This window comes from Lentzea sp. NPDC092896 (assembly GCF_044754905.1).
Lineage (GTDB): Bacteria > Actinomycetota > Actinomycetes > Mycobacteriales > Pseudonocardiaceae > Lentzea.
In genome coordinates this window covers 457316-482611 of sequence record NZ_JBIVPX010000004.1, presented here as the reverse complement: position 1 = coordinate 482611, position 25296 = coordinate 457316, and the positions used below count along the sequence as shown (strand labels likewise).

Sequence of the window (25296 nt, the reverse complement as noted above, 5' to 3'; positions counted from 1 at the left end):
CGGGCTCGGAAAACTGAGCGAAATTCCCACCCCGGTCGTCCAGACTGCCTCGTATGCAGATCCACCAGGTCATGCCGGACGAGTGGGAGCTCTGGCGTGACGTCCGCCTGGACGCGCTGGCCAGCGACCCCGAGGAGTTCGGCTCCACCCTGGCGCGCGAGCAGGCGTACACCGAGAACGAGTGGCGTGACCGCGCGGCCGAGGGCCTGAAGCTCGTCGTGCTCGACGGCCGTCCCGTCGCCCTGGTCGCCGCCACCGCGCAGCCGGAGGGGCTCTACCTCTACTCGATGTGGGTCCGCGACTCCCACCGCGGCCGTGGCGTGGGCGAGGCGCTGGTCAGGACGGTGCAGAAGTGGGCGGCAGAGGAAGGCTGGAAGATCGTGCGGCTGAGGGTCTACGACCACAACCTGCCTGCTCGCCGCCTCTACGAACGCCTGGGCTTCGTCGACACCGAGGAACCGGAGCACATGGAGTTCCGGGTGAGCTAATCGGTCACCCTTCACGGTCATGGCCAGCTCCAACGCGCGGGCCTAGCGTGGTGTCATGAGCGAAGCCTTGATCTTCGACGCGGTGCGCACGCCGCGCGGCAAGGGGAAGCGCGGGTCGCTGCACAGCGTCAAGCCCGTCGATCTGGCCGCCGGTGTGCTGCGCGCGCTGTCCGAACGCAACTCCCTCGACACCTCCGCGGTGGACGACGTCGTGTTCGGCGTGGTGTCTCCGCTCGGCGAGCAGGGCGGCGACATCGCCCGCACAGCGGTGCTGGCCGCCGGGTGGGACCAGCGTCCCGCCGGTGTGCAGCTCAACCGCTTCTGCGCGTCCGGGCTGGAGTCGGTGAACCTCGCCGCGGCCAAGGTCGCGTCCGGGTTCGAGGACCTGGTGGTGGCGGGCGGCGTCGAGTCGATGTCGCGCGTGCCGATGGGTTCCGACGGTGGCGCGTGGGCGATCGACCCCGCCACGAACTTCGACCTGTCGTTCGTGCCGCAGGGCGTCTCGGCCGACCTGATCGCGACGCTGGAGGGCTTCTCCCGCACGGACGTCGACGCGTGGGCCGCCCGGTCGCACGCCCGCGCGTTCGAGGCGCAGAAGGACGGCCGGTTCGAGCGGTCCGTGGTGCCGGTCGTCGACCAGAACGGCACGGTGGTGCTCAAGGAGGACGAGACGATCCGTCCCGAGTCCACAGTGGAGTCGCTCGGGCGGCTCAAGCCCAGCTTCCAGTTCCACGGCGACCTCGGCTACGACACCGTCGCGATCGACCGCTACCCCACCGTCGAGCGCATCAGCCACGTGCACACGCCGGGCAACTCGTCGCAGATCGTCGACGGCGCCGCGGCGATGCTGATCGGCTCCGCGGCGACCGGCAAGGCCCTCGGACTGACCCCGCGCGCCCGGATCGTCTCCGTCGCGGTCGTGGGCACCGAGCCGACGATCATGCTCACCGGGCCGGCACCGTCCGCGCGCAAGGCGCTGGACAAGGCGGGGCTCTCGGTCGAGGACATCGACCTGTTCGAGGTCAACGAGGCGTTCTCGTCGGTCGTGCTGAAGTTCCTGCGGGACATGGACATCCCCGAGGACAAGGTCAACGTCAACGGCGGCGCGATCGCGCTGGGCCACCCGCTGGGCGCCACCGGCTGCATGATCCTGGGCACGCTGCTGGACGAGCTGGAGCGCCGGGACCTGCGCCGCGGCCTCGCCACGTTGTGCGTGGGCGGCGGCATGGGTATCGCGACGATCATCGAGAGGGTCTGAGCCGGTGTCGAATTCTTCTGGCACGTTCCACTACGACAAGGACTCCGACGGCATCGTCACCCTGACGATGGACATGTCCGGCTCCGCCAACGTGATGAACGACGAGTACCGCGAGCTGATGGGCGACGCGGTCGCGAAGCTCGAGGGCGACGACATCACCGGCGTGATCATCACGTCCGCCAAGAAGACGTTCTTCGCGGGCGGCGACCTCAACGTGCTGATCGCGATCACGCCGGAGAACGCCGCGCAGGCGCTGGAAGGCGTCGAGGAGCTCAAGTCCCAGCTGCGCCGGCTGGAGAAGCTCGGCAAGCCGGTCGTGGCCGCGATCAACGGGACCGCGCTCGGCGGCGGCTTCGAGATCGCACTGGCCTCGCACCGCCGGATCGTGCTGAACGACAACAGGATCCGCGTCGGCCTCCCCGAGGCGACGCTGGGCCTGCTGCCCGGCGGCGGTGGCGTCACGCGCATGGTGCGCCTGCTCGGCGTGCAGAAGGCGTTGCCGTTGCTCATGGAGGGCAAGCAGCTGCGGCCGGAACGCGCGCTGCAGGCCGGGATCGTGCACCAGGTCGTCGAGACGCGCGAGGAGCTGATCTCCGAGGCCGTCGCGTGGATCAAGGCGAACCCGGCGCCGACGCAGCCGTGGGACGTGCAGGGCGCGGGCGTGCCGGACCTGAAGTTCGGCGACCCCAACAGCTACGGCCTCCTGGCCGCGGCGCCCGCCGTGCTGAGCAAGAAGTCGCACGGCGTGTACCCGGCGCCGGAGAAGATCATGGCGACGGCCGTCGAGGGCGCCTACGTCGACTTCGACACGGCGTTGCAGATCGAGGGCCGCTACTTCGTGGAACTGGCCTCCGGTCAGGTCTCCAAGAACATGATCACGGCGTTCTGGTTCAACCTCAACGAGGTCAACGGCCGCGCGTCCGCCACAGGCCAGCGCGTGGCCAAGCTCGGCGTGCTGGGCGCGGGCATGATGGGCGCCGGAATCGCCGAGGTGTCCGCGAAAGCGGGTATCGAGGTGGTGCTGAAGGACGTCAGCCTCGAAGGCGCCCAGAAGGGCGCTCAGGGCCTGGAAGGCATCACGCCGACCGACTCGGACGACGACCTCGCGGGCTGCGACCTGATCATCGAGGCCGTGTTCGAGAACCGCGAGCTGAAGAACAAGGTGCTGCCCGCCGCGGAGGCGAAGGCGTTGCCGGACGCGGTGATCGCGTCCAACACCTCGACCCTGCCGATCACCGGCCTCGCGTCGGCGGTGACGGCGCCGGAGCGGTTCATCGGCCTGCACTTCTTCTCGCCGGTGCCGAAGATGCGGCTGGTGGAGATCATCCGCGGCGAGAAGACGTCCGAGGAGACGCTCCAGCGCGCACTGGACTACGTGCGGCAGATCGGGAAGACGCCGATCGTGGTCAACGACTCGCGCGGCTTCTACACCTCGCGGACGTTCGGCACGTACGTGATCGAGGCGATCTCGATGCTGGCCGAGGGCGTCGCGCCGGCGTTGATCGAGAACGTGGCGAAGAAGTCCGGCATGGCCGTCGGCCCGCTGGCGGTGTCGGACGAGGTGACGCTGTCGTTGCAGCTGAAGATCCACGACCAGACGCTCGCCGACGACCCGTCGCTGGTGTCGGAGAGCCCGGCGTACGACCTGATCCGCGAGCTGGTGTCGTTGGGCCGCAGCGGGAAGTCGACCGGCGCGGGCTTCTACGAGTACCCCGAGGGCGGGAAGAAGTTCCTCTGGCCCGAGCTCACGACCCGGTACGCGAAGGCCGACGCCGGGGTGTCCGAGCAGGACGTGCGCGACCGGCTGCTGTTCGTGCAGTCGCTGGAAACCGTGCGGTGCCTGGACGAGGGCGTGCTGACGTCCGTGGCGGACGCGAACATCGGCTCGATCTTCGGGTTCGGCTTCGCGCCGTGGAGCGGTGGCACGCTGCAGTTCATCAACTCCTACGGCGTGCAGGCGTTCGTGGAGCGCGCGGACTACCTCGCCGACACGTACGGGGAACGGTTCCGCCCGCCGGCCTCGCTGCGGGAGCGCGACAGGTTCTGACCTTTTGGGACGTTTTGGAGTGCTTGCGGCCGTCCTCGTGGCGGCCGCATTCTCTTTCCCATGAGAAAATTCTTCGTTGCGATGGTGTCCGCCGCGGCCGCGATGCTGGCGCTGGCGGGCCCCGCGTCGATCGACACGCTGCTGCCCGCCACCTCCGACACGGTGGCCGTCGGCGACGCCTGGGACTGGTGAGTCAGGCCCGGTAGGAGCCCGGCGACGAGCCGGTCCAGCGCTTGAAGGCCCGGTGGAAGGCGCTCGCCTCGGAGAACCCGAGGCGCAGCGCCAGTTCCTCCACCGACTCCCCGCCCCGCACCAGCGAGGCCACCGCCTGGTCCCGCAGCAGCTGCTCGCGCACCTCGCGGAACGACGTCCCCTCGCCCGCCAGCCTCCTGCGCAACGTCGGCGCGGACACCCCGAGCTGCGCCGCCACGGCCTCCAGCCCGGTCACACCGCGCCCGAGCAGCCGCCGCACGTGCCCCGCCGTGTCGGCGCCGTGGTCCCGGCGCGACAACAACTCCGCCGGCGAGTGCCGCAGGAACCGCTTCAGCGCCGCCTCGTCCTGCACGACCGGCATGCGCAGGAACTTCGGGTCGAACACGATCGTGGTGGCGGGCGCGTCGAACCGCAGCGGGCAGCCGAAGATCAGGTGGTACTCGGCGGCGTGCGCGGGTTCCGGATAACCGAACTCGGCGCTCTGCAACGGAATGCGGCGGCCGATGAGCCACGACGAGAAGCGGTGCCACAGCACGAGAAGCGACTCGGTCAGGAAGTGGTCGAGGTCGCCGGGGATGTGCAGCGTGAAGCGGCCGTCGTCGAGCGACAGCTCCAGCGGGTCGTCGAAGAGCGCGTAGAAGGCGAGCCCGCGCCGCAGCGCCGACTCCAGGTCCGGGCAGTGCACGGCGAGCAGGCACATCATGGCGAACGTGCCGCGTTTGGACGGTCGTGGTCCGAAGCCCATGAACTCGTCGTCGAGGACTTCCCAGAGCGTCTGGATGAACTTCGTGTACTGCGCGGGAGTCACGCGCGCACGGTCGTCCGCGAGAAGGCTGGAGGGGATGCCCGCGCCGTGCAGGACGGCGGACGGCTCCGGGCACGCGCGGAGCGCCGCACGCACGTAGTGGATCGCCACGGTCCTGGTGTGCACGAACCACAGTAAACGCCACCGGCGGTGACGCGGCTCCGGGGAGAGTTGGAGTCGCGTCACCGCCGCAGTGGGCCCACCCAGTGAGCCGTGCTCCTTGCCAACGGGGCTTCCGCACGCCCGTCGGCAAGGGACGTTGTTGTGTCCGTTGACGTTAACGCTATGTGGTCTAGACCAAGAAAGTCAATAGTGCGAAGAGAGCAGCCGGGAGCCCGATGTTTCAGGCTTGTTCCAGTGGTGCGACAGCGAAGCCCGCGCTGAACCGCTGGCACCAGATCACGACACTCCGAATGCCGGAAACATCCACGCCGGAAGGAATTTCGTACACCTGGTCGCCACGATTCCCCTTCAGCTTGCCGAGGCTCGTGAATCCCTGGCCGAACGTCTTCTCCGACGAGCTCGACGCGTGCGGAGAGAGGTAAACGTACAGGTCAGGGCCATCGCTCGTGTCCAGTGAGGCGAACTGAACCGAATGCCCGCCACCCGGCAGCCTGATGAGGCTCGCCTTACCCGTCGTCGCGTGCTCAAGAGAGCGCCACTCTCCCGCCGCGACCTCTTTCGCCGTTTCGGCGGGCACCGGGACGGACGTGGAGACAGGCGCGGAGACGGACGTGGAAGTCGGCGCGGCGGGCACGAGCAAGGCGTCGTGCGTTTCGCGAACCGTGAGCAGCCTCCACGGCTGGAACAGGTACAACCCGACCCCGAGCGCGACGACGAGCAAAACTGACACGGGGATCAGGAATCGGCGATGACGCATACCGAAAATACTGGCCCAAACCGGACCGAAAAGAGCTTACGGAGTTGTTAGGGTCCCTAGCCGTGGCGACACAGGCGAGGATCGGCCAGGCCGTGCTCGGCGTCCTGATGGTCGGCTGCGCGCTGACAGGCCTGTTCCCGAGACCCGTACCGCTCCTCTTCGCCATCGCGGCGGTGGGCACGGCCAACGCCGCGTTCCCGTTGATGCGCACGTTCGGCTCCGCACTGCTGGGCGGGGTGGCTGCCTCTTCGATCGCCCTCTCGTCGGTCCCGTTCGTCACCTGCTCCTCGGAACGCTTCACCGAGGTGTTCACCTGCTCGGGTGACGCTCCAACGTGGCATCTGACCGGAACCGTGCTGGTGGCAGGCCTTGCCGGGGCCAGTTTGGTGCTCGCCCGGATCACAGATCAGTGACGACGATCACTCAACCGGGGCCATCAAGGAGCCGATAAGGCATCCAGGCGAGCGTTCTCCTGCGACCGGGCTACCCGGTAATCTGCCGAAGAGCGTGATCGCCTGACTTCACACCGTGAGCATTGACGAGGAGGACTGCTGTGCGCGCACTGTGGGCCGCAGGTGGTTCCGCTGTGCTCGGGTCAGCGTTGCTCGGCGTGCTGGTAGGCATGGCGATCCACGGGGCGGGCGGCGAAGAACCGCCGAGCAGAACGCCCGCGTCCACCTGGATCTCGTCCACCCCCGGCACCCCGCCGAGCTCAACGGAGAGCTCGACCGCGAACAGCAGCAGCGCGTCATCGAGCCCGAGCAGCTCGACCCCGAGCACTCAGCAGACGCCGAAGAAGACCACGCCACCCCCGGCCGCGACGAACCCGGCCGAGGCCCCGCCCCCACCCGCGCAGACGACGACGGCGCCCCCGTCCTCGTCCGGCTGGCCGTGCAGCCCGCTGAACCCGCTGCCGCCGCCCACCTGCAAGAACCTGGGCTAGCCAGCACTCCGTCGCGCACAACGCCGAGCGTCGTGCGCGACGGGAGTCAGGACCTTCAGGCGGACTCGCGCCGCACCAGCACGGTGGGCAGCATCTGCTGCTTGCGCTTCACGGTCTCGTCCCGCAGCAGCTTCATCAGGTGCTCGACCATGTGCTTGACCTGCTCGTCCGAGTCCTGCCGCACCGAGGTCAGCGGCGGCGAGGTGTGCTCGGCGATGGCCACGTGATCGTCGAACCCGACCACGGCGACGTCCTCGGGAACGCGCTTCCCGGCCTCGTGCAACGACTCCAGCGCTCCCGCCGCCATGAGGTCGGAGGCCACGAACACGGCGTCCAGCGCGGGAACCCTGGCCAGCAACGAGGACATGGCCTTGCGTCCACCCTCGCGCGTGAACCCGCCGTCCTCGGTGAGCCGGGCGACGCCCTTGTCGTCCAGCGACATGGCGGACTTGAAGCCGTTCAAGCGGTCTATGGCGGACAGCTCGTCCAGCGGCCCGGAGACGTGCACGATCTTCTTGCGCCCCAGCGACTTCAGGTGCTCGGTGGCGAGCACGGCGCCGCCCTCGTTGTCGTTGTCGACGAGGTGCATCCCCCGCAACGACCCCCAGGGCTTGCCGGCGTACACCACCGGCAGCGGCAGCTTCTTCACCACGGAGACGACCTCGTCGTTGCGGTGCGGTGCGAACACCAGGGCACCGTCGACGTGACCGCCGGCCAGGAAGCGGTGCGCGCGGGCCTGATCGTCCGGCGAGTGCACCAGCATCAGCACCATCTGCACGTCGACGTCGGCCAGCGCACGCGCGCCGGCGCGGATCAGGCGCGCGAAGTGCGGGTCATCGAAGATCTTGGGCTCGGGCTCGGAGAACAGCACGGCCACGGCGCCGGTGCGGCGGGTGACCAACGCCCTCGCGGCGCGGTTCGGCTGGTAGCCCAGTGCCGACACGGCCGCGTTGACCGCCTCCAGCGCTTCCGGGCTGACCCGCGGCGACGCGTTCAGCACTCGAGACGCCGTGGCGCGGGAAACCCCTGCCCTCGCGGCAACGTCTTCCAACGTCGGACGCGCGTGGTTGGACACGAGCACCACCACTCCTCGATGAAAACCTTTGAGTCGCTAAGCAGCTTAGCCCCAAGCGATCTCCGAGGAGGGTCTCCGCGCTGATCAACGTGTTTTTTCGGGGACGTCCGTCGTGATCGGCGTCTTCAGAGCACGCGCGCGTGGCGTGATCGACACCCTCAGCAGACCGTCCTCCCGGCGTGTCGTGGCCTCGAGACCGGCGCGGGCGGCCGTCCGGACGAGGGCGGTCTCCGAGGGCAGGCACCACGCGACGAGCTCCGAAAATCCGGCGGCACGGGCGTCCGCCGCCAGGGCGTCGAGCAGGGCCGCGCCCACACCCCGGCGTTGCCAGGCGTCCTCGACCAACAGCGAGACCTCTGCGCAGTCCGGTGTGCCGGTGTGGATGAGCTGACCGAGCGCCACGACCTGGTCACCGCACTGGCCGACGATCGTGGTGCCGCGGGGCGGGCTGAGCAGGCGGTGCAGCCAGCGCCGGGGCACGGTGCGCATGCCGGAGTGGTAGCGGTTGAACATCGTCCGCATGGAACTGCGGGAGTGCAGGCCGGCCACGGCGTCCTCGTCGGCGGCGGAACCGGGGCGCAGCACCAGCGCCGCGCCGTCATCGGTGAGCAGTGCTCGCATCGAGGGCGCCGGCGCGTCCACGAGGTCGAGCAACGCCTGGGCGCGCGTGAGTTCGACCTGGGTGAACCGGGCCCAGCCGCGCCGGGCCGCCCACTCTCCCAACTGGACCTGGCCGTCACCGGCCTCGCCGACCGTGACGGAGTCGGCGGCCAGCACCTGACGGAGTGCCTCCCCGGTCTGGTCCGGGTCGGTCAACGCCATCCGCGCCGCGCGCAGCACGGCCGTCGGTTCGTCGACGAGATCCCGGATGTCGGCACTGGTGATCCCGACGCACTTGGCGCCCTCGCTGCGCACGGCCTCGATGAGGTCCGCGGGCAGCACGCCCTGCCCCGCCCGCACGACGATCTCGTCCAGCACTCCGCCGGGAACGGGGATCACGTGCAGCGCGAGGACGTTGCAGTCGGCGGCGGCCAGCCGGACGGTGACACGCGCGAGCGCGCCGGGGCTGTCGCTGAGTTCGAAGCGCAGGCGCCAGGTCGTCGTCATGACGTCAAGAGTTCATGGAAGTTGTTGCCGCGAGGCGAACCACGGGTAAAACGATTCTCATAGGGTCGCCGCATGAGGAGAACACTGGCCGTAGGCCTCACTTTGCTCACCGTCACGGCACTGGCCACGCCCATCAGCGCCGCTCCCGCGACGGCCGGCCAGAAGGCCCCGAAGCAGGCCACGCTGACGAACTTCGCGTTCCTCCCGGCGCTGACCTTCCTGCCCGGCAGCGAACCGAGCGGCGCGGCGCTGGGGACGGCCCCGATCAACGGGGTCACGCCGCCGTTCGCGGACCAGCCGATCCAAGGCTTCAGCGGCCTCGTCCGCAACAGCGACGGCACGTTCGACGCCATTTCCGACAACGGCTACGGCACGAAGGCCAACAGCGCGGACTGGCTCCTGCGCATCAACCGCATCGCGCCGGACTTCCATAAGGGCAGGGTCGACGTCGTCGGCGGCATCACGCTGACCGACCCGGACGGCCACATCCCGTTCCCGCTGACCAGGCCCGACCGGGTGATCACCGGCGCCGACATCGACATCGAGTCGGTCACCAGGGGCGCCGACGGCAGCTACTGGATGGGCGACGAGTTCGGCCCGTACCTGCTGCACTTCGACCGCGCGGGCCGCCTGCTGGCCCCGCCTGCGCCGCTGCCCGGCGTGCGAGCTCCGGAGAACCCCGCAGGCAACCCGAACCTGGGCGGCAGCAAGGGATTCGAGGGCATCACGCTCTCCCCGGACGGCAAGAGGATCAACGCGCTGCTGGAGGGCACCGTCGCCGGTGACACGCCAGGAACGTTGCGCCTCAACGAGTTCGACATCGCGTCCGGCGCCTTCACCGGCACGACGTGGAAGTACCAGCTGGAAGACCCGAACTTCGCCATCGGCGACGCCATCGCGGTCGACGCCAACCGGTTGCTGATCATCGAACGGGACAGCGCGCAGGGCGCCGACGCGATCGTCAAGCGCGTCTACCTCGCCGACAAGCGCGACCGGAACGAGGACGGCAAGCTCGACAAGACCTTGGTCGCCGACCTGCTGAACCTCGCCAACCCGAAGCACGTCGGCGGGCAGGCGGACCCGTTCAAGTTCCCGTTCGTCACGATCGAGGACGTCACCATCCTCGACGACCGGACGATCGCGGTGCTCAACGACAACAACTTCCCGTCGTCGTCGGGCCGCACGCCGGGCAAGCCGGACGACAACGAGTTCATCACCATCAGGCTGGGTGAGAACCTGCACGCCGACCCCAGGGTCCTGCGCAGGCGCTGAACAAGAGAGCGCTCTCACCTGCGGACACGAGTATCCGCAGGTGAGAGCGCTGAAGGCCCCCTCGGCCCGTCCTGTCGGCTAAACGGTGTAGCCGTGCGCGGGAAGCCCGTTCTGCCCGATGATCCGGGACAACGCGGCCGCGCTCTCCTTCACGGTTCGCTGCTGCGTCTCGAAGTCGACGTGCACGATGCCGAACCGCTGCGAATATCCGGCCGCCCACTCGAAGTTGTCGAGCAGCGACCACGCGAGGTAGCCCCGGATGTCGGCGCCCTCGGAGATCGCCCTGTGCACCGCGCGAACGTGGTCCACCAGGTACTTCGTCCGCTGGACGTCGTGCACCCGGCCCGCAGGGTCGACGACGTCCGGGAACGCGGACCCGTTCTCCGTCACCACCAGCGGCACTCCGTCGGTGTCACGCGACAACCGGACCAGGAGCTCGGTGAACGCGTCGGCGTTCTGCTCCCACCCGAACCCCGTCAGCTCGCCCTGCGGCGGCTGCAACGCCACGCCGCGCAGTCCCGCGTGCGGACCGGCCGGCACGAAGTCCGGGTCGGCGGGCGCGACGCGGGTGGGGTTGTAGTAGTTCACGCCGATCCAGTCGATCGGGGTCGCGATGGTCTCCATGTCCCCGTCGCGCACCACGTTCGTCCAGTCGCCCAGCCACGACGTGTCCTGCAGGACGTCGAGCGGGTAGCCGCGGCCGAGGACCGGGTCGAGCAGGATGCGGTTCTGCAGGCCGTCGACCTTGCGCACGGCCTCCTTCGACGCCTCCGAGTCGCTGTCGCCCCAGATGGTGCTGAAGTTCAGCACGATCGAGAGCCGGTGCGAGTCGGGTGCCTGCGCGCGCAACGCCTGCGTGGCGAGCCCGTGGGCCAGCAGCAGGTGGTGCGCCGCCTCCAGGGACGCCGTCGCGTCGGTGATGCCCGGCGCGTGGATTCCGTTGCCGTAGCCCAGGAACGCCGACACCCACGGCTCGTTCAGCGTCGTCCAGGCCTGCACCCGGTCGCCGAGCCGTTCGTGCACGATCGCCGCGTACTCGGCGAAGCGGTAGGCGGTGTCGCGGTTGCGCCAGCCGCCGAAGTCCTCCAGGACCTGCGGCAGGTCCCAGTGGTACAGCGTCGCGAGCGGCTGGATGTTCTTCTCCAGCAACGAGTCCACCAGCCGGTCGTAGAACGCGAGCCCGCGCTCCTCGACCTTGCCACTGCCGCTGGGCTGGATCCGCGGCCACGCGACGGAGAACCGGTAGGAGGCCAGTCCGAGGGACTCCATCAGGTCCACATCGGACTGATAGCGGTGGTAGTGATCGCAGGCCGGGTCTCCCGTGTCGCCGGCCAGCACCTTGCCGGGCGTCGCGGCGAACGTGTCCCAGATCGAGGCGCCGCGACCGTCTGCGGTGGTCGCGCCCTCGATCTGGAACGCCGCGGTCGCCGCTCCCCAGAGGAAGTCCGGCGGGAAGGTCAGCACCTCCCGCCCGACCTCGACGTCCGAGTCGGTCGTCATTCTCATCCCTTCACCGCGCCCTGCATGATTCCGCCGACGATCTGGCGCGACAGCAGGACGAAGATCGCGATCACCGGCAGCACCGCGATGGAGGCGCCGGCGAGCATCAACGAGTAGTCGGTGTAGTACCCGCTGGCCAGCGTCGACAGGGCGACCTGCACCGTCGGGCTGTCGTTGGGGTCCAGCACGATCAACGGCCAGAAGAAGTCGTTCCACGCCGTCATGAACGTGAACATGCCCAGCACCGCCGCCTGTGGCCGCACCGCGGGGAACCCCACGTGCCAGAACGTCCGCAGCACCGAGCAGCCGTCGACGCGCGCGGCCTCGATCAGCTCGTACGGCACGGTCTCCTCGCACGCCTGGCGCATCCAGAACACGGCGAACGACCCGATCAGCACCGGCACGATGACCGCCTGCAGCGTCCCGTACCAGTCGAGGTCGGACATCAGCATGTACAGCGGGATCACGCCGAGCTGCGTCGGCACCATCGCGGTGCCGAGCACGACGAGGAACAGCGAGTCGCGGCCCTTGAACCGCAGCCGCGAGAACGCGAACCCGGCCAGCGTGCCCAGCACGACGTTCGAGATCGCCACGGTCGCCGCCACGATGAACGAGTTCTGCATGGCGAGCCAGAAGTCGACGGTGTCGAAGACGCGGGTGATGTTCTCGATCAGGTTGCCGCCCGGGATCAGCGGCGGGACCTTCTCGCCGAGGACGGAGTTGTCCTTCGACGCGACGATGAACGAGTAGTACAGCGGGAAGATCGAGGCCGCGAGCACGGCGACCAGGAACCCGTAGAGCAGTGGTCCTGCCTTGGCGTTCTTCATGCGATCACTCCTTGCCCGCGATGCGCCGCGTCAGCGTGAAGTTGACGACCGCGACCAGGAGGACGACCACGAACAGCATCCACGCGATGGTGGCCGCGTAGCCCGCGTCGAACAACCGGAAGCCCTTCTCGTACATGTAGAGCACCAGCGTCTGGAACTGCCGGTCGGAGCCGCCGGTGGAGTTGTTGGCGGCGAACCCCGGGTCGAACAGCGCGGGCTCGGCGAACAGCTGCAGACCGCCGATCGTCGAGGTGACGACGGTGAACAGGATCGTCGGCCGGATCGACGGCACGGTGATCGACCAGAACATCCGCCAGCGACCGGCACCGTCCAAAGTGGCCGACTCGTACATGTCCTTGGGCACCGACTGCATCGCCGCCAGGTACAGCAGCGCGTTGTAGCCGGTCCAGCGCCACATGACCATTGTGGACACCGCGAGGTGCGAGGCCCACGTCTCGGCGCGCCAGTCGATCGGGTCGATGCCGACGAAGCCGAGCAGGAAGTTCACGATGCCGAAGTCGCGGCCGAAGAACTGCGCGAACACCAGCGCCACCGCGGCGACCGAGATGACGTTGGGCAGCAGCACGCCCGCCCGCCAGAACGCACTGCCGCGCAGGCCCCGGTCCAGCAGCGCGGCCAGCCCGAGCGCGGCCAGCAGCTGCGGCACGGTCGAGAGCACGAACAGGCTCAGCGTGTTGAACAGCGCGTTCCAGAACTTGGTGTCGCCGAACAGCTCGACGTAGTTGGCGAGACCGACGAATCCCTGGTTGCCGTCGATCAGCTGCCAGTCGTGCAGCGACACCCACGCCGTGTAGATCAACGGGTAGAGCCCGAAGATCCCGAACACCAGGAAGAACGGTGCGATGATCAGGTATGGCGTGTACCTGGCGTCCCAGTGGCTCAGCCGGAAGCGGTTCGGCTCCTTGGAAGGCGAAACCGAGACGGCCGGGGCCGTCTCGGTCTCTTGACGCGTCACCGTCACTTGGCGGCGTCCGTCGCTTCCTTCAAGGCCTGCGTCCACGCGTCAGCCGCGGACTGCTTGCCCTGCTCGACGCGGGTCAGCGCGGTGCCGAACACCGGTCCGACCTTCGAGTCCTTCGTGCCGCGGTAGGTCGGCTTCAACGACTCGGCGGAGGTCGCGAAGATCTGACCGACCGGAGCCTTGTTGAAGTAGTCGTTGACCGTCGCCTGCACCTCGGCGTCCTGGTAGACCTTCGGCTGGCTCGGCAGGTTGCCGGTCTCCTTGAAGATCCGCTTCTGCTGCTCGGGGGCCGTCAGCCACTTGGCCAGCTCGTAGGCCTCCTTGGGGTGCTTGCCCTGCTTCGGGATCGCGAGGAACGAACCACCCCAGTTGCCGCCACCGCCGGGCGCCGTCGTCACGTCCCACTTCCCGGCAGCCGCGTCGCCGGCACCCGCCTTGATCAGCGCGAGCGCCCAGGCCGGGCACGTGGTCGTGGCGAACGAACCCTGCTTCAGCGCGACGTTCCAGTCCTGGCTGAACGGCTCGAGGGCACCGGTCTGCTGCTTGGTGCCGAGCGCCGCCGCCGTGTCGAACGCCGTCTTGACCTTGTCGTTCTTCTCCGCGATGTACGAGTCGTCCTTCGCGAAGTAGCCCTCCTCGGTCTGGTCGAGGATCGCCTTGTAGACGTTGCGGCCGGTGTCGACGAACTTCACGTTCGGCGTCTTGGCCGTGAACGTGTCCGCGGCCTTCGCGTAGTCGGCCCACGTCGGCCACAACTTGGCGACCTCGGCCCTGTCGGTGGGCAGGCCCGCCGCCGCGAACAGGTCGCTGCGGTAGCAAAGACCCAGGCTGCCCATGTCCGTGCCCAGCCCCAGCACGAACTCACCGCCGTCGGCAGTGCCCTGGTTCCACTTCCACCCGGCCCACTGGTCCTTCAGATCCTTGGCCCCGTACTCCGCCAGGTTCACGAACTTGTCCTTGGAGGCGCGGAACTGAGAGACCACGCCTTCCTCGAGGGCGACGATGTCCGCGGCACCACGGCCACCCGCTAGCTGCGTCGCGAGCTGCGTGTTGTGCTGTTCCATCTTGACCTTGCGCTGCTCGATCTTGACGTTCGAGTGCGAGGCCATGTACTCCTCGATGAGCTTGTCGTACCCGAAGTCGGAGAACAGACCCAGCGACAGCTCGATCTTGCCGTCGGCCCCGGAACTCCCGCCGCATCCTGCGACCAGAACCATCGCGAGGGTCGCAGCGACGCTGCCGACCAGTCTTGTGCTCATCCGTCCTCCTCGACGACGCCGTGAGCGGCGCTTAACTGTGATGAGAGCGCTCTCACACTCAACCGGAGAGGCGCGGGTGTCAAGCGGTCGACATCGTTCCGTAACTTTGTCGTGGCAGGCAACAAAAACCTGGACCGAAACGCCGAGCGTCTCGGATGGGGCGGCCGAAGGGCCCCCGGAAACGACGAAGAGGGACGACCGGGCCCTCGCTCCGGTCGTCCCTCACCCCAGGTAGAGGGGGTTGCGGGCCAAAAGTGACGCGTGTCGTCCAAGATTTTTTCCGAACTCGTGATTCAGGTGCTCGCGGGCGGGTAGCGAGCGCTTGTTCACGCAGGTGAACCGCGACCGGACGTGCGTGGGGCCTGTTGCGTGCGGGCCGTCGCGTTCCAGCGGGGTTGGTCGCGTTCCGTGCGAGTGGTCGCCTTGCGAGGGTGGTCCGTCAGGCAGTGACGAAGTGCGGGGTTGCGATTGGGGCTTGACCTTGAGCCTCTAGCTGGGCGCGTAGTCGGCCTCACAAGCCGGGGTGAAGAGCGCCCCGGCCGAGCCCAGACAGGGTGGCGCCCAGCCCCTCAAGGTCAAGCCCCAATCGCCATGAGCGGGGTGCACCGCAACCCGGCGCTCTAGGTTCACACGGCTCGCTTCGCATCGCCACGCCAGGACTCGTACGTGGTTGCCTTGCGAGGGGCCGCTGCCTGTTGGCACCGCGCGCCGGGCGTGCGTAGTGGTCGCCTTGCGTTGGCGGGTGCGGGTGCGGGTGCGGGTGCGGGTGACAGCGTGCGCCCCACCCGTGAACGCAGCGGAGGCCCGGTGCCCCGACGGCACCGGACCTCCACCGATCCCCCGGTCGTGCGGCCCCTGTTCCGCACTCCCGAACCCGCCTGGCCGTGGCCCCCGACAGCCGGGGCCAGGCGGGGTGTCCTACGCCTCCGCCATGCCCGCGACCACGGAGTTGCGGGCCGCGCGGCGGGCGGGCAGGGCTGCGGCGATGATCGCCGCGACCACGGCCAGCCCGAGCATGATGCCGATCTGTCCGAACGGGATGGAGAAGCTGATCGTGAACTCCGAGTTGGAGATCGCCTCGACCAGCAGCCACCCGAACCCGGCGCCGAGCAGCACGCCCACCACCGCGCCGATCAGGGCCATCAGGATCGACTCGACCACCAGCATCTGCCGCAGCTGGCCCCTGGTCAGGCCCAGTGCCCGCAGCAGGGCGGACTCGCGGGTCCGTTCCAGCACCGAGAGCGTCAGCGTGTTCGCGATGCCGAACAGGGCGATGATCAGGGCGAGGCCGACGAGGGCCCAGATGAACATCAGGATCTGGTCGATCTGGCCGTTGAGCTCGGCCTTGGTCTCGGCCGCGGAGTCCAGCACCGCCACCGGCGAGGTCGCGATGAACCGCTCCAGGTCGGCGCGGGCCACCGTGATGTCCGTGCCGGGGGTGAGCTTGATCAGCACGTTCTGGTAGCCCTTGGCGGGCTCCTTGAGCAGCGACTGGGCCGAGGCGAGCGTCACCAGGCCGGTGCCGTAGCTGTTGTCCTTGATCAGCGCCACGACCTTGAAGTCCTTGCCGCTGATCGGGACGGTGGAGCCGATGCCGAGGCCGGCCTCCTTGGCCTCCTTCTCCCGCATGGCGATCTCGCCGTCCTTGAGACCGGTGAGCGTGCCGCTGGTCGTCTCCGGGCGCACCAGGGACCCGATCGCGTTCACCGGGTAGCCGGTGACGTCGGCGTACTGGAGCTTCGGCGACTCGCCGTACGCCCTGAGCTCGGGCGCGACCATCTCGACGTTGCGCACATTGGCGAGGTCGTCGGTGAACTTCTGCGAGAGCGGCTGGCTGTACACGTTCGACTTGACCGCGTAGTCCGCCGGGAAGCGCTTGTCGACCTGCTCGTTCATGGTCGCGCGGCCGCTGCCGGCCACGACGGTCACCATCGCGACGATGGTCACGCCGATCATCAACGCCGCCGTCGTCGCGGCCGTGCGCTTGGGGTTGCGGCCCGCGTTGGCCGAGGCCAGCTTCGCCGGGACGCCGCGCAGCGCCTTGCCGAACAGGCGGTTCACCAGCGGCACGTAGAGCGGGCCGAGCAGCAGCACCGCCAGCAGCAGCACCATCGTGGCGCCGCCGGTGATGAACATCGCCGGCTCTTCCTTCTCCTGCTGGAGGCCGAAGTAGACGGCGGCGCCACCGGCCAGTGCGATCAGCGCCGCGACGATGATCCGCACCTTGCCGGTGCGGGCGACGTCGTCGGAGCTGTCCGGCTGCGAGCGCAGGGCGGCCACCGGCGCGACCTTCGTGGCGCGGCGGGCGGGCAGGACGGCCGAGAGCACCGTCACGACCACGCCGACGCCGAAGCCTGCGGCGATGGTCACCCACGAGATCGGCAGGCGGATCGGGGCGTCCTCCCCGCCGGGACCACCGACGGTGCTGATGAACGCCTGCAGGCCCGCCGAGACGCCGATTCCGCCGAAGAGGCCGAGCACGGACGCCGTGAGGCCCATGAAGAGCGCTTCGGCGAGCACGCTGCGGAACACCTGCGAGCGGTTCGCCCCGACGCAGCGCAGCAGCGCGAGTTCCTTCGTGCGCTGGGCGACGAGGATCGTGAAGGTGTTGTAGATGACCATGCCCGCGACGACGAGCGAGATCGCGGCGAACGCGAGCAGAAAGGTCTTGATCTCGCCGGCGGCGTCACCGACCTGCTCCAGCGTGGCCTGGGTCAGCTGCTCACCGGTCTGCACCTCGTAGCCGCTGCCGATGGCCTTGGTGATGTCGCTGACGAGCTGCTGCTGCGACACACCGGACTTGGCGACCGCGACGATCTCGTAGATCCGCTGCGTCGGGATGACCGTGCGCAGCCCCTCCTGCGAGACCAGGACGTGGTCGCTGCCGGACATCGAGATGCTGCTGGCGCCCTGCTGGTAGGTGCCGACGATGGTGAACGCGTGCTCCGCGTTCTCCTCGTCGAGCAGCTTGAGCTTGTCGCCGACCTTGAGCTTCGCCACCTGGGCGGTCTTGACGTCGATCGCGGCCTCGTCGGCCTTGACCGGGAACTTGCCGTCCTTGAGGTTGAAGTCGCGCAGCTTCTCCGTCGTGGGCAGCGGCTGCACCATCGCGCCGCGCGCCTTGCCCTCGCCGCTGAGCAACGCGGCGCTGCCGAACTCACGCGAGTCCGCGCCCTCGACGCCGGGCGTGTTGCGGATCTTCTGCAGGAAGTCGGCGGGAATGCCGTTCTCCCGGTTCGGGCTGTTCTCCCCCATGTGCACGGCCGCGTCGACGTTGCGGGCGCTGCGGGCGAAGTTGTCCCTGGTCTGTTCCCCGACCGCGTCGCCGAGCACGAGCGTGCCCGTCACGAACGCGACGCCGAGCGCGATGGCGATGCTGGACAGCACCAACCTCGCCGTGCGGGCGCGCAGGCCCGCAAGGATCGTCTTCAGCATCTTTAGCTCACGCCCCCAGGTGCGTGAGGGCGTTGACGACGGACTCGGTGGTGGGCTGGTGGATCTCGCCCGCGAGCCGGCCGTCGGCGAGCAGCACCACGCGGTCCGCGTAGCTCGCGGCCACCGGGTCGTGCGTCACCATGATCACGGTCTGGCCCATCTTGCGGACCGACATGCGCAGGAAGTCGAGGACCTCGGCGCCGCTGCGCGAGTCCAGGTTGCCGGTCGGCTCGTCGGCGAAGATGACCTCGGGACGGGCGACCAGGGCACGGGCGCAGGCCACGCGCTGCTGCTGGCCACCGGACAGCTCGGTCGGGCGGTGCGTGAGACGGTCGCGCAGGCCCAGCACGTTGACGATCGTGTCGAACCACTGCTTGTCGGGCTTGCGGCCGGCGAGCTCCAGGCCCAGCAGGATGTTCTGCTCGGCGGTCAGCGTCGGCAGCAGGTTGAAGGCCTGGAACACGAAGCCGACGCGGTCGCGGCGCAGCTTGGTCAGGTCCTTGTCGTTCAGCTTGGTGATCTCGGTCTGTCCGATGTGGATCGCGCCGCTGTCCACCGTGTCCAGTCCCGCGAGGCAGTGCATCAGCGTGGACTTGCCGGAGCCGGACGGGCCCATGATCGCGGTGAAACGGCCGGCCTGGAAGGCGACGTTGATACCGTCGAGCGCCCGCACCGCGGTGTCACCCTTGCCGTAGACCTTCACCAGGTTGTGGGCCGCCGCAGCGGTCCGGGTGCCGACCTCGGACGCCAGTGCTGACATGTGACTTGCCTTCCTCACAGGGGGTGTTCCTCGATGAGGAAGAAGCTATGAGGAAGCTGAGTGCGCGGACATCAACTCGGCGACGCGTTGCGCGTCAGCCTGAGGTATGACAACCAGGGCTATTCCAGCAGACCCCGGTCGTACGCGATCGCCACGGCCTCCGCGCGCCGCGACGCCCCGAGCTTGGCCATGATCCGGGAAAGGTGCACGGAAACGGTCTTCTCGCTGATGTAGAGCTCCTCGCCGACCTCGCGGTTCGTCCGTCCCGAGGCCACCAGGCCGAGCACGTCGCGTTCACGCGGGGTGAAGAGGTCGATCTGCTCCCGCACCGGTTCGTCAGCCCTGAGGGTGATGCGGGCCCGCTTGGCGCACGACGCCACGGCCTCGGCGAGCGGAACGGCCTTGAGCCTCGTCGCCACCTCGTCGGCCAGGCGCAGCTGCTCCGCCGCCTCCTCGCGGCGATCCGCGCCCAGCAACGCCTCCGCGAGCCGCCACCGGCACAGCGCCTGCTCGAACACGACCCCGTAGGCGAACTCGTCGACCGCGGCCTGCCACAGCTCCGGGTCGCCCGCGCCGGTCAGCCTGGACTCCTCGGCGAGCGCGCGGGCCAGCCAGGCACGTCCCTCAGGACCGAGCACACCGGCGCGCGGCTTGCCGTTCTCCGCGGTCAGCCGCACGTGCTCGGCGAGGTCGTGGCCTGCCGCGACCGCGTTCTTCTCGGCCTCGGCGTCCCGCTTGCGACGGGCCTTCGCGGCGATCTCCGCGTGCGCCGCGATGCCGATCGCGCCGATCCTGATGCCAGCGAGCATCCACGGGCCACCGAGCTTGCGCGCCCACGCCAGCGCGTCCGTGACCCGCTCGACGGCCAGTTCCGGACGGCCGCGCCACAACGCGAGCTCCGCACCCGTACCGCCGTTGATCAGCGCGATCTGGATGTCGCGGTGCCAGTCGCTGCGCAGCTTCGTGATCATCCGCTCGGACTCGGCGAGATCGCCGCGCGAGACCGTGAGGTGCGTGCTCGCGGACGCCAGCCGGGCCAGCACCGTCGACGACACCGACATGCCGGGCGGTTCGCTGGCCCACGCCGCGTAGTCCCAGTCGCCGATGTAGTAGTGCACGAGCACCTGCAGGATGCGGATCTCCAGCCCGTACATGCTCCACGTCAGGCCGGTCTCCTTGGCCCGGTCGCCCGCGAGGTTGTAGACGCGCGCGGCCTCGGCCAGTTCGCCGCGGTCGTAGTGCATCAGGCCGTAGTAGTACCAAGCCCTCAGTTCGTTGTTGAACGCTCCGACCTCCCGCGCGCACTGGATCGCACGCTCGAAGCTGGCCTTCGCCTCTTCGGGCTGGCCGGCGTGGTCGTCGAGGATCGCCAGGGTGCCGAGCCCGTCCGCGACCGCACCCGGCGCGTTCGCCGTCTGGCCGTCCGCGATCGCGAGTTCGGCGGCCTCCCTGGCCTTGGCGTCCTTGCGTTGCTGGCGCAGGGAAGACGCCTTGCCCGCGAACACCCTGGCACGGGTGGGGCTGGGATCGCGGTCCTGCACGAGGGCCAAGGCCTTGCCGAGGACCAGGAAGTGCTCTTCCTCGTTGCCGTCGAGGATCGAGAGCGCCTGCGAGAGCCGCAGCCAGACCTCGGCTGCCTCCTCCGGCGACTGCTCGGCGCCGATGGCCTTGGTGGCGCTGCGGGCGAACGCGACCGCGCGTTCCGGCTGCCCGGCCGTGCCCGCGACCCACGAGGCACGCCGCAGCAGCACCGACTCGTCCACATCGGACGGACGATCGGCCGCCGCGACGGCGTTCCACAGGTTGAGCGCCTTTTCCAGGTACCGCAACGACTCCGCGGGCGCCCCGGCGCGTTCGGCCTCCTTGGACGCCTTGATCGAGGCTTCCAGGGCCTGCGGCAGGTTGTGGCTCTCGAAGGCGTGGTGGGCCAGCGCCGCGGCGCCACCGCGTTCGTCCGGCCGCTGTGCCAGGTGGTGTGCGTAGGCGGCGTGCAGCCGGCCCCGTTCGCCAGGAAGCAGATCGCCGTAGACCGCCTCCCGGACCAGGGCGTGGCGGAAGGCGTAGACCTCGTCGTCGTTCACGACGAGCAGGTGGTGCTGGATCAGCTCGCGCAAAGCGGTGTCGAACGCGATGTCCGCCATGCCCGCGACCTCGTGCAGCCGGTAGTGCCGGACCCGGCGACCCCAGACCGACGCGACGCGGACGACGTGCTGCGCTTCGGGACCAAGACTCTCGACCCGGCTGAGCAGCACGTCGGCGAGCGCGGAAGGCAACGACCTGGCGTCGTCACAGGTGGCCACCGCGATGAGTTCCTCGGCGAAGAAGGCGTTGCCCTCGGAGCGTTCCGCGACCTGCTGGACGACGTCCTCCGGCAGGTCGTCGGACAGGGCCTCGACGAACCGGCGGGCGTCGGCCGCGTTGAACGGCGAGAGGTCCAGGCGGTCGACGGCGGGCAGCCGGACCAGCTCGGACAGCAAGGGGCGCAACGGATGGCTGCGGTGCAGGTCGTCCGCGCGGTAGGTGCCGACGACCAGCAGGCGCTGGGAACGCAGGCGGGACAACAGGAACGACAGCAGGTAGCGGGTGGACGCGTCCGCCCAGTGCAGGTCCTCGACCACGAACAGCACGCGCTGCCGTTCGGAGAGATCGCCGAGAAGCCCGAGCACGGCGTCGAACAGCTGGAGCTGTCCCACGTCCTGCTCGGGCCGCCGGCCTGGGATCAGGCTCGGCGCGATCATGCCCTCGGTGCCGGGTTCGCGTTCGGCGGGCAACGTCAGCTGCGGCAGCAACATCGCGAGCGCCGGCCGGTTCGCCACGTCGCTCTTCAGCTTGCTCAGCGCCTCGGCGAACGGCAGGTACGGCAGGCCGGTCTCGCCGACGTCCAGACACCGTCCCATGAGGACGAGGGTGTCCTCGGCGCTGGCGGCCAGTTCGTCGATCAGCCGCGTCTTGCCCACACCGGCGTCACCGGCGAGCAGCACCGCCCCCGCGGTTCCTTCTCCGGCCTGGGCCAGAGCCGCACGCAACCGGTCCAGCTCGCGGTCACGTGCGACCAACGGAATTCCGGAACCTAGGCGCGCCACAAGGGGCATGCTTGCACAGGTCATGCCTAGTTGCCGCCGAGTTTCCGAGTCGTGCGGTGGATCACTCGGCTCATCCACGACGGCATGTCGCGGTTCGAACGCTGCCAGTTGCAGACGGCGTTGCCACGTCGGTAGTCGATTTCCGCCTTGATCGCCTCAGGGGTCCATTCGGTCATGGACAGAAGGTTCGTCCTGAGGCCTTACCTCAGGCATCGGGCGATCACGCAGTCCTGCCCGCGAAACCCCTTACCCGACCGTCACCGCACGTGCGCGAGCCAGCCGGGCCCTTACCCCGTCGGCCTCCGGCGCTCCCAGCTCGCTGAACAACGCCAGCGCGCGTTGCCAGTGCGCCGCCGCCCCCGCCGCGTTCAGCTGCTCGAACACCGCCGCGAGCCGGTCGTGCGCCAACGCCTGGTGGTACGGCGAGACGGCATCGCACGCCACCGCCAACGCCGTACGGGCCGAGGACAGCGCGCCGTCCGTGTCCCCGGTCTCCAGCAGAGCAGTGGAGATGTCGACGTGACAGGCCGCTTCCCCGCACTGCTCGCCGACCTCGTGGTACATCCGCAACGCCACGCGCAGCCACGGCATCGCGTCGTCGAAGCGCTGGGTGCTCAGGTACAGCAGACCGAGGTGGTGGTGGGCGTTGGCCTCGGCCCACTTCGAACCCGCGATCCGCGAGATCTCCATGGCCTCGCGGTAGTGCGCCTCGGCCTCGGCGGCCCGGCCCAGGTCCTGCAAGGTGCCGGCGACCGTCGTCAGGGCACGTGCCTGTTGGTGCACGTCCTCCTTGCGGCGAGCCACTTCCAGCGCGCCCTGCTGCGCCTGCAACGCCTCTTCGAAGCGTTCGAACTGGAGCAGCGCGACGCCGAGGTTGAACTGCATGACGAACCGGGCGTCGTCGTCGTTCAGCGCGATGGCGGCCTGCAACGCGGCCTCGGTGAGGCGCAACGAGGTCTCGCGCTCGGTCCGCAGCCACAGGTACCGCGACAACGTGTACGGCAGCTGCCAGGCGTGGACGTGCCAGCCGGAACCCGAGGCGAGCTCGGCGGCGGCGATCAGGTTGGCGCGCTCGGCGTCGAACCAGGCCGTCGCGTCCGCGGCACCGGAGATCGCCGGCACGTGCACGGGCCGGTGCTCCGGCGCGACCAGGACACTGCCGCGGTTGATCGGCAGCAACCCGTCGGCGAGGTCCGCGCAGTGCAGGTAGTAGTCGAGCATCCGGCCGGTGGCGGCCCGGCGCTCCGGCTCGGACAGCTCCCCTGCCAGCGTCTTCGTGTAGACGCGGACGATGTCGTGCGCCACGTGCCGGCCGGGTTCGCTGACGGACAGCAGGTTCGCGGCGGTCAACGCGTCCAACGCGCGCTGGGCCTCCAGCAACGCCACGTCGCCCATCGCCGCGACCACGTGCGGGGTCAGGTCCGCACCGGGGTGCAGGCCGACGATCGCCAGCAACCGTGACGGCTCCGCGGGCAACGCACGGCGCGAGGCGTCCAGAGCGGCTCGTACGGTGCCCTCACCGTCCTCCAGCCCGAGTGCGGCCAGGCGGCCCTGCTCGTCCTGCAGTTCCTCGACCAGTTCGGCCACGCGCAGACGTGGGGACACGGCGAGACGGGCCGCGGCGATCCGCAACGCCAGCGGCAGGCCGTCACACAGCTCGGCCAGCTCGCGCAGCGCACCGGCCTCGATGTCCGAACGACCCGCGATGCGGCCCAGCACGTCGACGGCGGCGTCCGGATCGAGCATGTCCAGCTCGATCAGCTTCGCCTCGACCTGCGCGACCAGCCCGACCAGCCGGCGGCGCGAGGTCACGACGACGCACGAGGGCGCGCCCGGCAGCAACGGCAGCAGCTCAGCGGAACTGCGGACGTTGTCGAGCATCACGAGCATCCGGCGGTCGGCCAGCAACGTGCGCAGCAGCGCCGAGCGCTCGTCGACCGAGACCGGGGTGTCACTGGCCGGAACGCCCAGCGCGCGCAGGAACCGGTTGAGCACCTCGCCGATCTCCAGCGGCTCCCGGTTCGGGTCGTAGCCGTGCACGTCGACGTAGAGCTGACCGTCCGGGAACTCCTCGCGGACGCGGTGCGCCCAGTGCAGGGCGAGCGCGGTCTTGCCCACCCCCGCCGGACCGGTCACCAGCATCACCGGACCGTCGTGGCCGCGCAGCAACGCGTCCATGAGGCCGAGCTCGGGGTCCCGGCCGACCAGCGCGACGGGGGCGCGCGGCAGCTGGGCGGGGATCGTCATCGGCGCGGGTTCAGGGGCGGACGGCTGCTGCGGCACGCGGATCGGGGCGCGTTCCGGCTCGGGACTGTCCCCCGCCAGCACGGCCTGGTGCACCCGGCGCAGTTCGGGACCCGGCTCGACGCCGAGTTCCTCGATCAGCACGGCGCGGGCCTCCCGGTAGGCGGCCAGCGCCTCGGCCTGACGGCCCGCCTGGACCAGTGCCCGCATCAGCAGGCCGTGGCCGCGTTCGCGCAACGGGTGCTCGGCGACCACCGAACCGAGCTGCGAGACCAGTTCCGGGCCCTGCCCGATCGCGAGTCCCAGCTCGGCGCGTTCCTCCAGCACCGCCAGCCGGCGTTCCACGAGACGACCGCGTTCGACGTCGGCGTGCAGGCCGGAGACGCCGCCCAGCGGTTCGGCGCGGAACAGGGCCAGCGCGTCGTCCAGCTCGACCGCGGCTCCGGCGAGATCACCGGCGGCGCGCATGCGGTTCGCGAGCAGGACCTGACGTTCGAACACGTCGAGGTCGAGCGCGCCGGGCTCGACGCGCATCAGGTAGCCGTCGCCGACCGAGGTCAGCAGCTCGGCGGGAGCCCTGCGCGCACGGGTCGGTTCGAGCGCCCTGCGCAGTCCGGCGACGTAGGTCTGGACCAGGTTCACCGCACTCGAGGGCACGTTGTCGCCCCACACGGCCTCGATGATCTGGCCGCGACTGACCGGCGTGTTGCGCTCCAGCAGCAGGACCGCGAGGACGGCGCGCTGCTTCGCCGCACCGAGATCAACCTCTTGACCTGCGCGAACGACTCGGAGAAGGCCGAGAACCTCGAACCGAAGGGGTTCCTCGCCGTGCGTCACCGATATGTCCTTCGCCCGTGGTCCACCTGGAGCTTGAAGATCACTTCAGTCGGGCTCCAGTCGTGCTGTAGAAGGCATTCTTACGCTTAGCGTGTCCAACCAACCACAGACCGCGAGATCAACGGAAACCGGAGATCAGCGAGTCCGGGCAGGTTGGACCGGACAGCGGAACACCCGCTGCTCCCCATGATCGACGTGGGTCGGCCGGCGTGCAAGGGGCATCCAGCCCGCGGCGGCGGAACGCCGGCCGGCCCACGTCCCCTTACGCGAGAAGGCCCCGG

Annotated in this window: 20 protein-coding genes; 7 read left to right on the top strand and 13 right to left on the bottom strand. The window is 69.4% G+C overall.

Annotated elements, in window-relative coordinates:
- The first annotated feature begins 53 nt into the window (after window positions 1-53).
- From ACIQF0_RS23190 to ACIQF0_RS23175, 4 genes are all read left to right on the top strand, one after another.
- Window positions 54-488 (top strand): GNAT family N-acetyltransferase, encoded by a 435-nt coding sequence (locus ACIQF0_RS23190; protein WP_401032447.1) that lies wholly within the window; start codon window positions 54-56, stop codon window positions 486-488.
- A gap of 55 nt (window positions 489-543) precedes the next feature.
- Window positions 544-1746: an acetyl-CoA C-acetyltransferase gene (locus ACIQF0_RS23185; RefSeq protein ID WP_319977214.1), complete on the top strand. Its 1203-nt coding sequence runs from the start codon at window positions 544-546 to the stop codon at window positions 1744-1746.
- Between the two features lie 67 nt (window positions 1747-1813).
- Window positions 1814-3793 (top strand): 3-hydroxyacyl-CoA dehydrogenase NAD-binding domain-containing protein, encoded by a 1980-nt coding sequence (locus ACIQF0_RS23180; protein WP_401032819.1) that lies wholly within the window; start codon window positions 1814-1816, stop codon window positions 3791-3793.
- Window positions 3794-3853: 60 nt separating this feature from the next.
- Window positions 3854-3985 (top strand): hypothetical protein, encoded by a 132-nt coding sequence (locus ACIQF0_RS23175; RefSeq protein ID WP_401032445.1) that lies wholly within the window; start codon window positions 3854-3856, stop codon window positions 3983-3985.
- A gap of 1 nt (window position 3986) precedes the next feature.
- Here the strand turns inward: ACIQF0_RS23175 and ACIQF0_RS23170 are convergent, their stop codons facing one another.
- Window positions 3987-4937: an AraC family transcriptional regulator gene (locus ACIQF0_RS23170; RefSeq protein ID WP_401032443.1), complete on the bottom strand. Its 951-nt coding sequence runs from the start codon at window positions 4935-4937 to the stop codon at window positions 3987-3989.
- A 217-nt stretch (window positions 4938-5154) separates the two neighbouring features.
- Window positions 5155-5664 carry a DM13 domain-containing protein gene (locus tag ACIQF0_RS23165; protein WP_401032441.1) on the bottom strand — a complete coding sequence of 170 codons (510 nt, stop codon included), beginning with the start codon at window positions 5662-5664 and terminating at the stop codon, window positions 5155-5157.
- An 89-nt stretch (window positions 5665-5753) separates the two neighbouring features.
- Here ACIQF0_RS23165 and ACIQF0_RS23160 point away from each other — a divergent pair, with 89 nt between their 5' ends.
- Both ACIQF0_RS23160 and ACIQF0_RS23155 read left to right on the top strand, forming a co-directional pair.
- Complete coding sequence (locus ACIQF0_RS23160; RefSeq protein WP_319977219.1) at window positions 5754-6104, top strand: hypothetical protein; 351 nt, start codon at window positions 5754-5756, stop codon at window positions 6102-6104.
- A 140-nt stretch (window positions 6105-6244) separates the two neighbouring features.
- Complete coding sequence (locus ACIQF0_RS23155) at window positions 6245-6634, top strand: hypothetical protein (protein ID WP_401032439.1); 390 nt, start codon at window positions 6245-6247, stop codon at window positions 6632-6634.
- A 55-nt stretch (window positions 6635-6689) separates the two neighbouring features.
- On the opposite strand, the gene ACIQF0_RS23150 is transcribed toward ACIQF0_RS23155, so the two are convergent.
- Complete coding sequence (locus tag ACIQF0_RS23150) at window positions 6690-7718, bottom strand: LacI family DNA-binding transcriptional regulator (protein WP_396425007.1); 1029 nt, start codon at window positions 7716-7718, stop codon at window positions 6690-6692.
- Between the two features lie 75 nt (window positions 7719-7793).
- Window positions 7794-8816: a GNAT family N-acetyltransferase gene (locus ACIQF0_RS23145; protein ID WP_360041435.1), complete on the bottom strand. Its 1023-nt coding sequence runs from the start codon at window positions 8814-8816 to the stop codon at window positions 7794-7796.
- Window positions 8817-8888: 72 nt separating this feature from the next.
- Between ACIQF0_RS23145 and ACIQF0_RS23140 the strand changes: the two genes are divergently transcribed.
- Window positions 8889-10088 (top strand): esterase-like activity of phytase family protein, encoded by a 1200-nt coding sequence (locus ACIQF0_RS23140; RefSeq protein WP_401032435.1) that lies wholly within the window; start codon window positions 8889-8891, stop codon window positions 10086-10088.
- Between the two features lie 78 nt (window positions 10089-10166).
- Here the strand turns inward: ACIQF0_RS23140 and ACIQF0_RS23135 are convergent, their stop codons facing one another.
- The 9 genes from ACIQF0_RS23135 to ACIQF0_RS23095 all read right to left on the bottom strand — a co-directional run bounded on the left by ACIQF0_RS23135 (window position 10167) and on the right by ACIQF0_RS23095 (window position 25015).
- Window positions 10167-11588, bottom strand: coding sequence for a GH1 family beta-glucosidase (locus ACIQF0_RS23135; protein ID WP_360041441.1), 1422 nt, complete (start codon window positions 11586-11588; stop codon window positions 10167-10169).
- A 2-nt stretch (window positions 11589-11590) separates the two neighbouring features.
- The gene (locus ACIQF0_RS23130; protein ID WP_401032431.1) at window positions 11591-12415 is read right to left on the bottom strand and encodes a carbohydrate ABC transporter permease; all 825 of its coding nucleotides are present in this window, start codon (window positions 12413-12415) and stop codon (window positions 11591-11593) included.
- A 4-nt stretch (window positions 12416-12419) separates the two neighbouring features.
- Window positions 12420-13319 (bottom strand): carbohydrate ABC transporter permease, encoded by a 900-nt coding sequence (locus ACIQF0_RS23125; RefSeq protein ID WP_401032817.1) that lies wholly within the window; start codon window positions 13317-13319, stop codon window positions 12420-12422.
- Window positions 13320-13393: 74 nt separating this feature from the next.
- Entirely contained in the window at window positions 13394-14656 is a 1263-nt protein-coding gene (locus tag ACIQF0_RS23120) for an extracellular solute-binding protein (protein ID WP_319977226.1), read from the bottom strand.
- 918 nt (window positions 14657-15574) lie between these two features.
- The gene (locus tag ACIQF0_RS23115) at window positions 15575-18091 is read right to left on the bottom strand and encodes an ABC transporter permease (protein WP_401032427.1); all 2517 of its coding nucleotides are present in this window, start codon (window positions 18089-18091) and stop codon (window positions 15575-15577) included.
- A 7-nt stretch (window positions 18092-18098) separates the two neighbouring features.
- The gene (locus ACIQF0_RS23110) at window positions 18099-18851 is read right to left on the bottom strand and encodes an ABC transporter ATP-binding protein (protein WP_401032424.1); all 753 of its coding nucleotides are present in this window, start codon (window positions 18849-18851) and stop codon (window positions 18099-18101) included.
- 119 nt (window positions 18852-18970) lie between these two features.
- Window positions 18971-21943: a helix-turn-helix transcriptional regulator gene (locus ACIQF0_RS23105; RefSeq protein WP_401032422.1), complete on the bottom strand. Its 2973-nt coding sequence runs from the start codon at window positions 21941-21943 to the stop codon at window positions 18971-18973.
- 17 nt (window positions 21944-21960) lie between these two features.
- Window positions 21961-22110, bottom strand: a complete 150-nt coding sequence (locus ACIQF0_RS23100) for a hypothetical protein (protein ID WP_401032419.1) — start codon at window positions 22108-22110, stop codon at window positions 21961-21963.
- A gap of 70 nt (window positions 22111-22180) precedes the next feature.
- Entirely contained in the window at window positions 22181-25015 is a 2835-nt protein-coding gene (locus tag ACIQF0_RS23095) for an AfsR/SARP family transcriptional regulator (RefSeq protein ID WP_401032415.1), read from the bottom strand.
- Between the last annotated feature and the right edge of the window lie 281 nt (window positions 25016-25296).

Bases quoted from the DNA above. Each gene is read 5' to 3' on its own strand.
- ACIQF0_RS23190 (WP_401032447.1), top strand. From the start codon at position 54: ATGCAGATCCACCAGGTCATGCCGGACGAGTGGGAGCTCTGGCGTGAC.
- ACIQF0_RS23185 (WP_319977214.1), top strand. From the start codon at position 544: ATGAGCGAAGCCTTGATCTTCGACGCGGTGCGCACGCCGCGCGGCAAG.
- ACIQF0_RS23180 (WP_401032819.1), top strand. From the start codon at position 1,814: ATGGACATGTCCGGCTCCGCCAACGTGATGAACGACGAGTACCGCGAG.
- ACIQF0_RS23175 (WP_401032445.1), top strand. From the start codon at position 3,854: ATGAGAAAATTCTTCGTTGCGATGGTGTCCGCCGCGGCCGCGATGCTG.
- ACIQF0_RS23145 (WP_360041435.1), bottom strand. From the start codon at position 8,816: ATGACGACGACCTGGCGCCTGCGCTTCGAACTCAGCGACAGCCCCGGC.
- ACIQF0_RS23140 (WP_401032435.1), top strand. From the start codon at position 8,889: ATGAGGAGAACACTGGCCGTAGGCCTCACTTTGCTCACCGTCACGGCA.
- ACIQF0_RS23135 (WP_360041441.1), bottom strand. From the start codon at position 11,588: ATGACGACCGACTCGGACGTCGAGGTCGGGCGGGAGGTGCTGACCTTC.
- ACIQF0_RS23130 (WP_401032431.1), bottom strand. From the start codon at position 12,415: ATGAAGAACGCCAAGGCAGGACCACTGCTCTACGGGTTCCTGGTCGCC.
- ACIQF0_RS23120 (WP_319977226.1), bottom strand. From the start codon at position 14,656: ATGAGCACAAGACTGGTCGGCAGCGTCGCTGCGACCCTCGCGATGGTT.
- ACIQF0_RS23115 (WP_401032427.1), bottom strand. From the start codon at position 18,091: ATGCTGAAGACGATCCTTGCGGGCCTGCGCGCCCGCACGGCGAGGTTG.
- ACIQF0_RS23110 (WP_401032424.1), bottom strand. From the start codon at position 18,851: ATGTCAGCACTGGCGTCCGAGGTCGGCACCCGGACCGCTGCGGCGGCC.
- ACIQF0_RS23105 (WP_401032422.1), bottom strand. From the start codon at position 21,943: ATGCCCCTTGTGGCGCGCCTAGGTTCCGGAATTCCGTTGGTCGCACGT.
- ACIQF0_RS23100 (WP_401032419.1), bottom strand. From the start codon at position 22,110: ATGACCGAATGGACCCCTGAGGCGATCAAGGCGGAAATCGACTACCGA.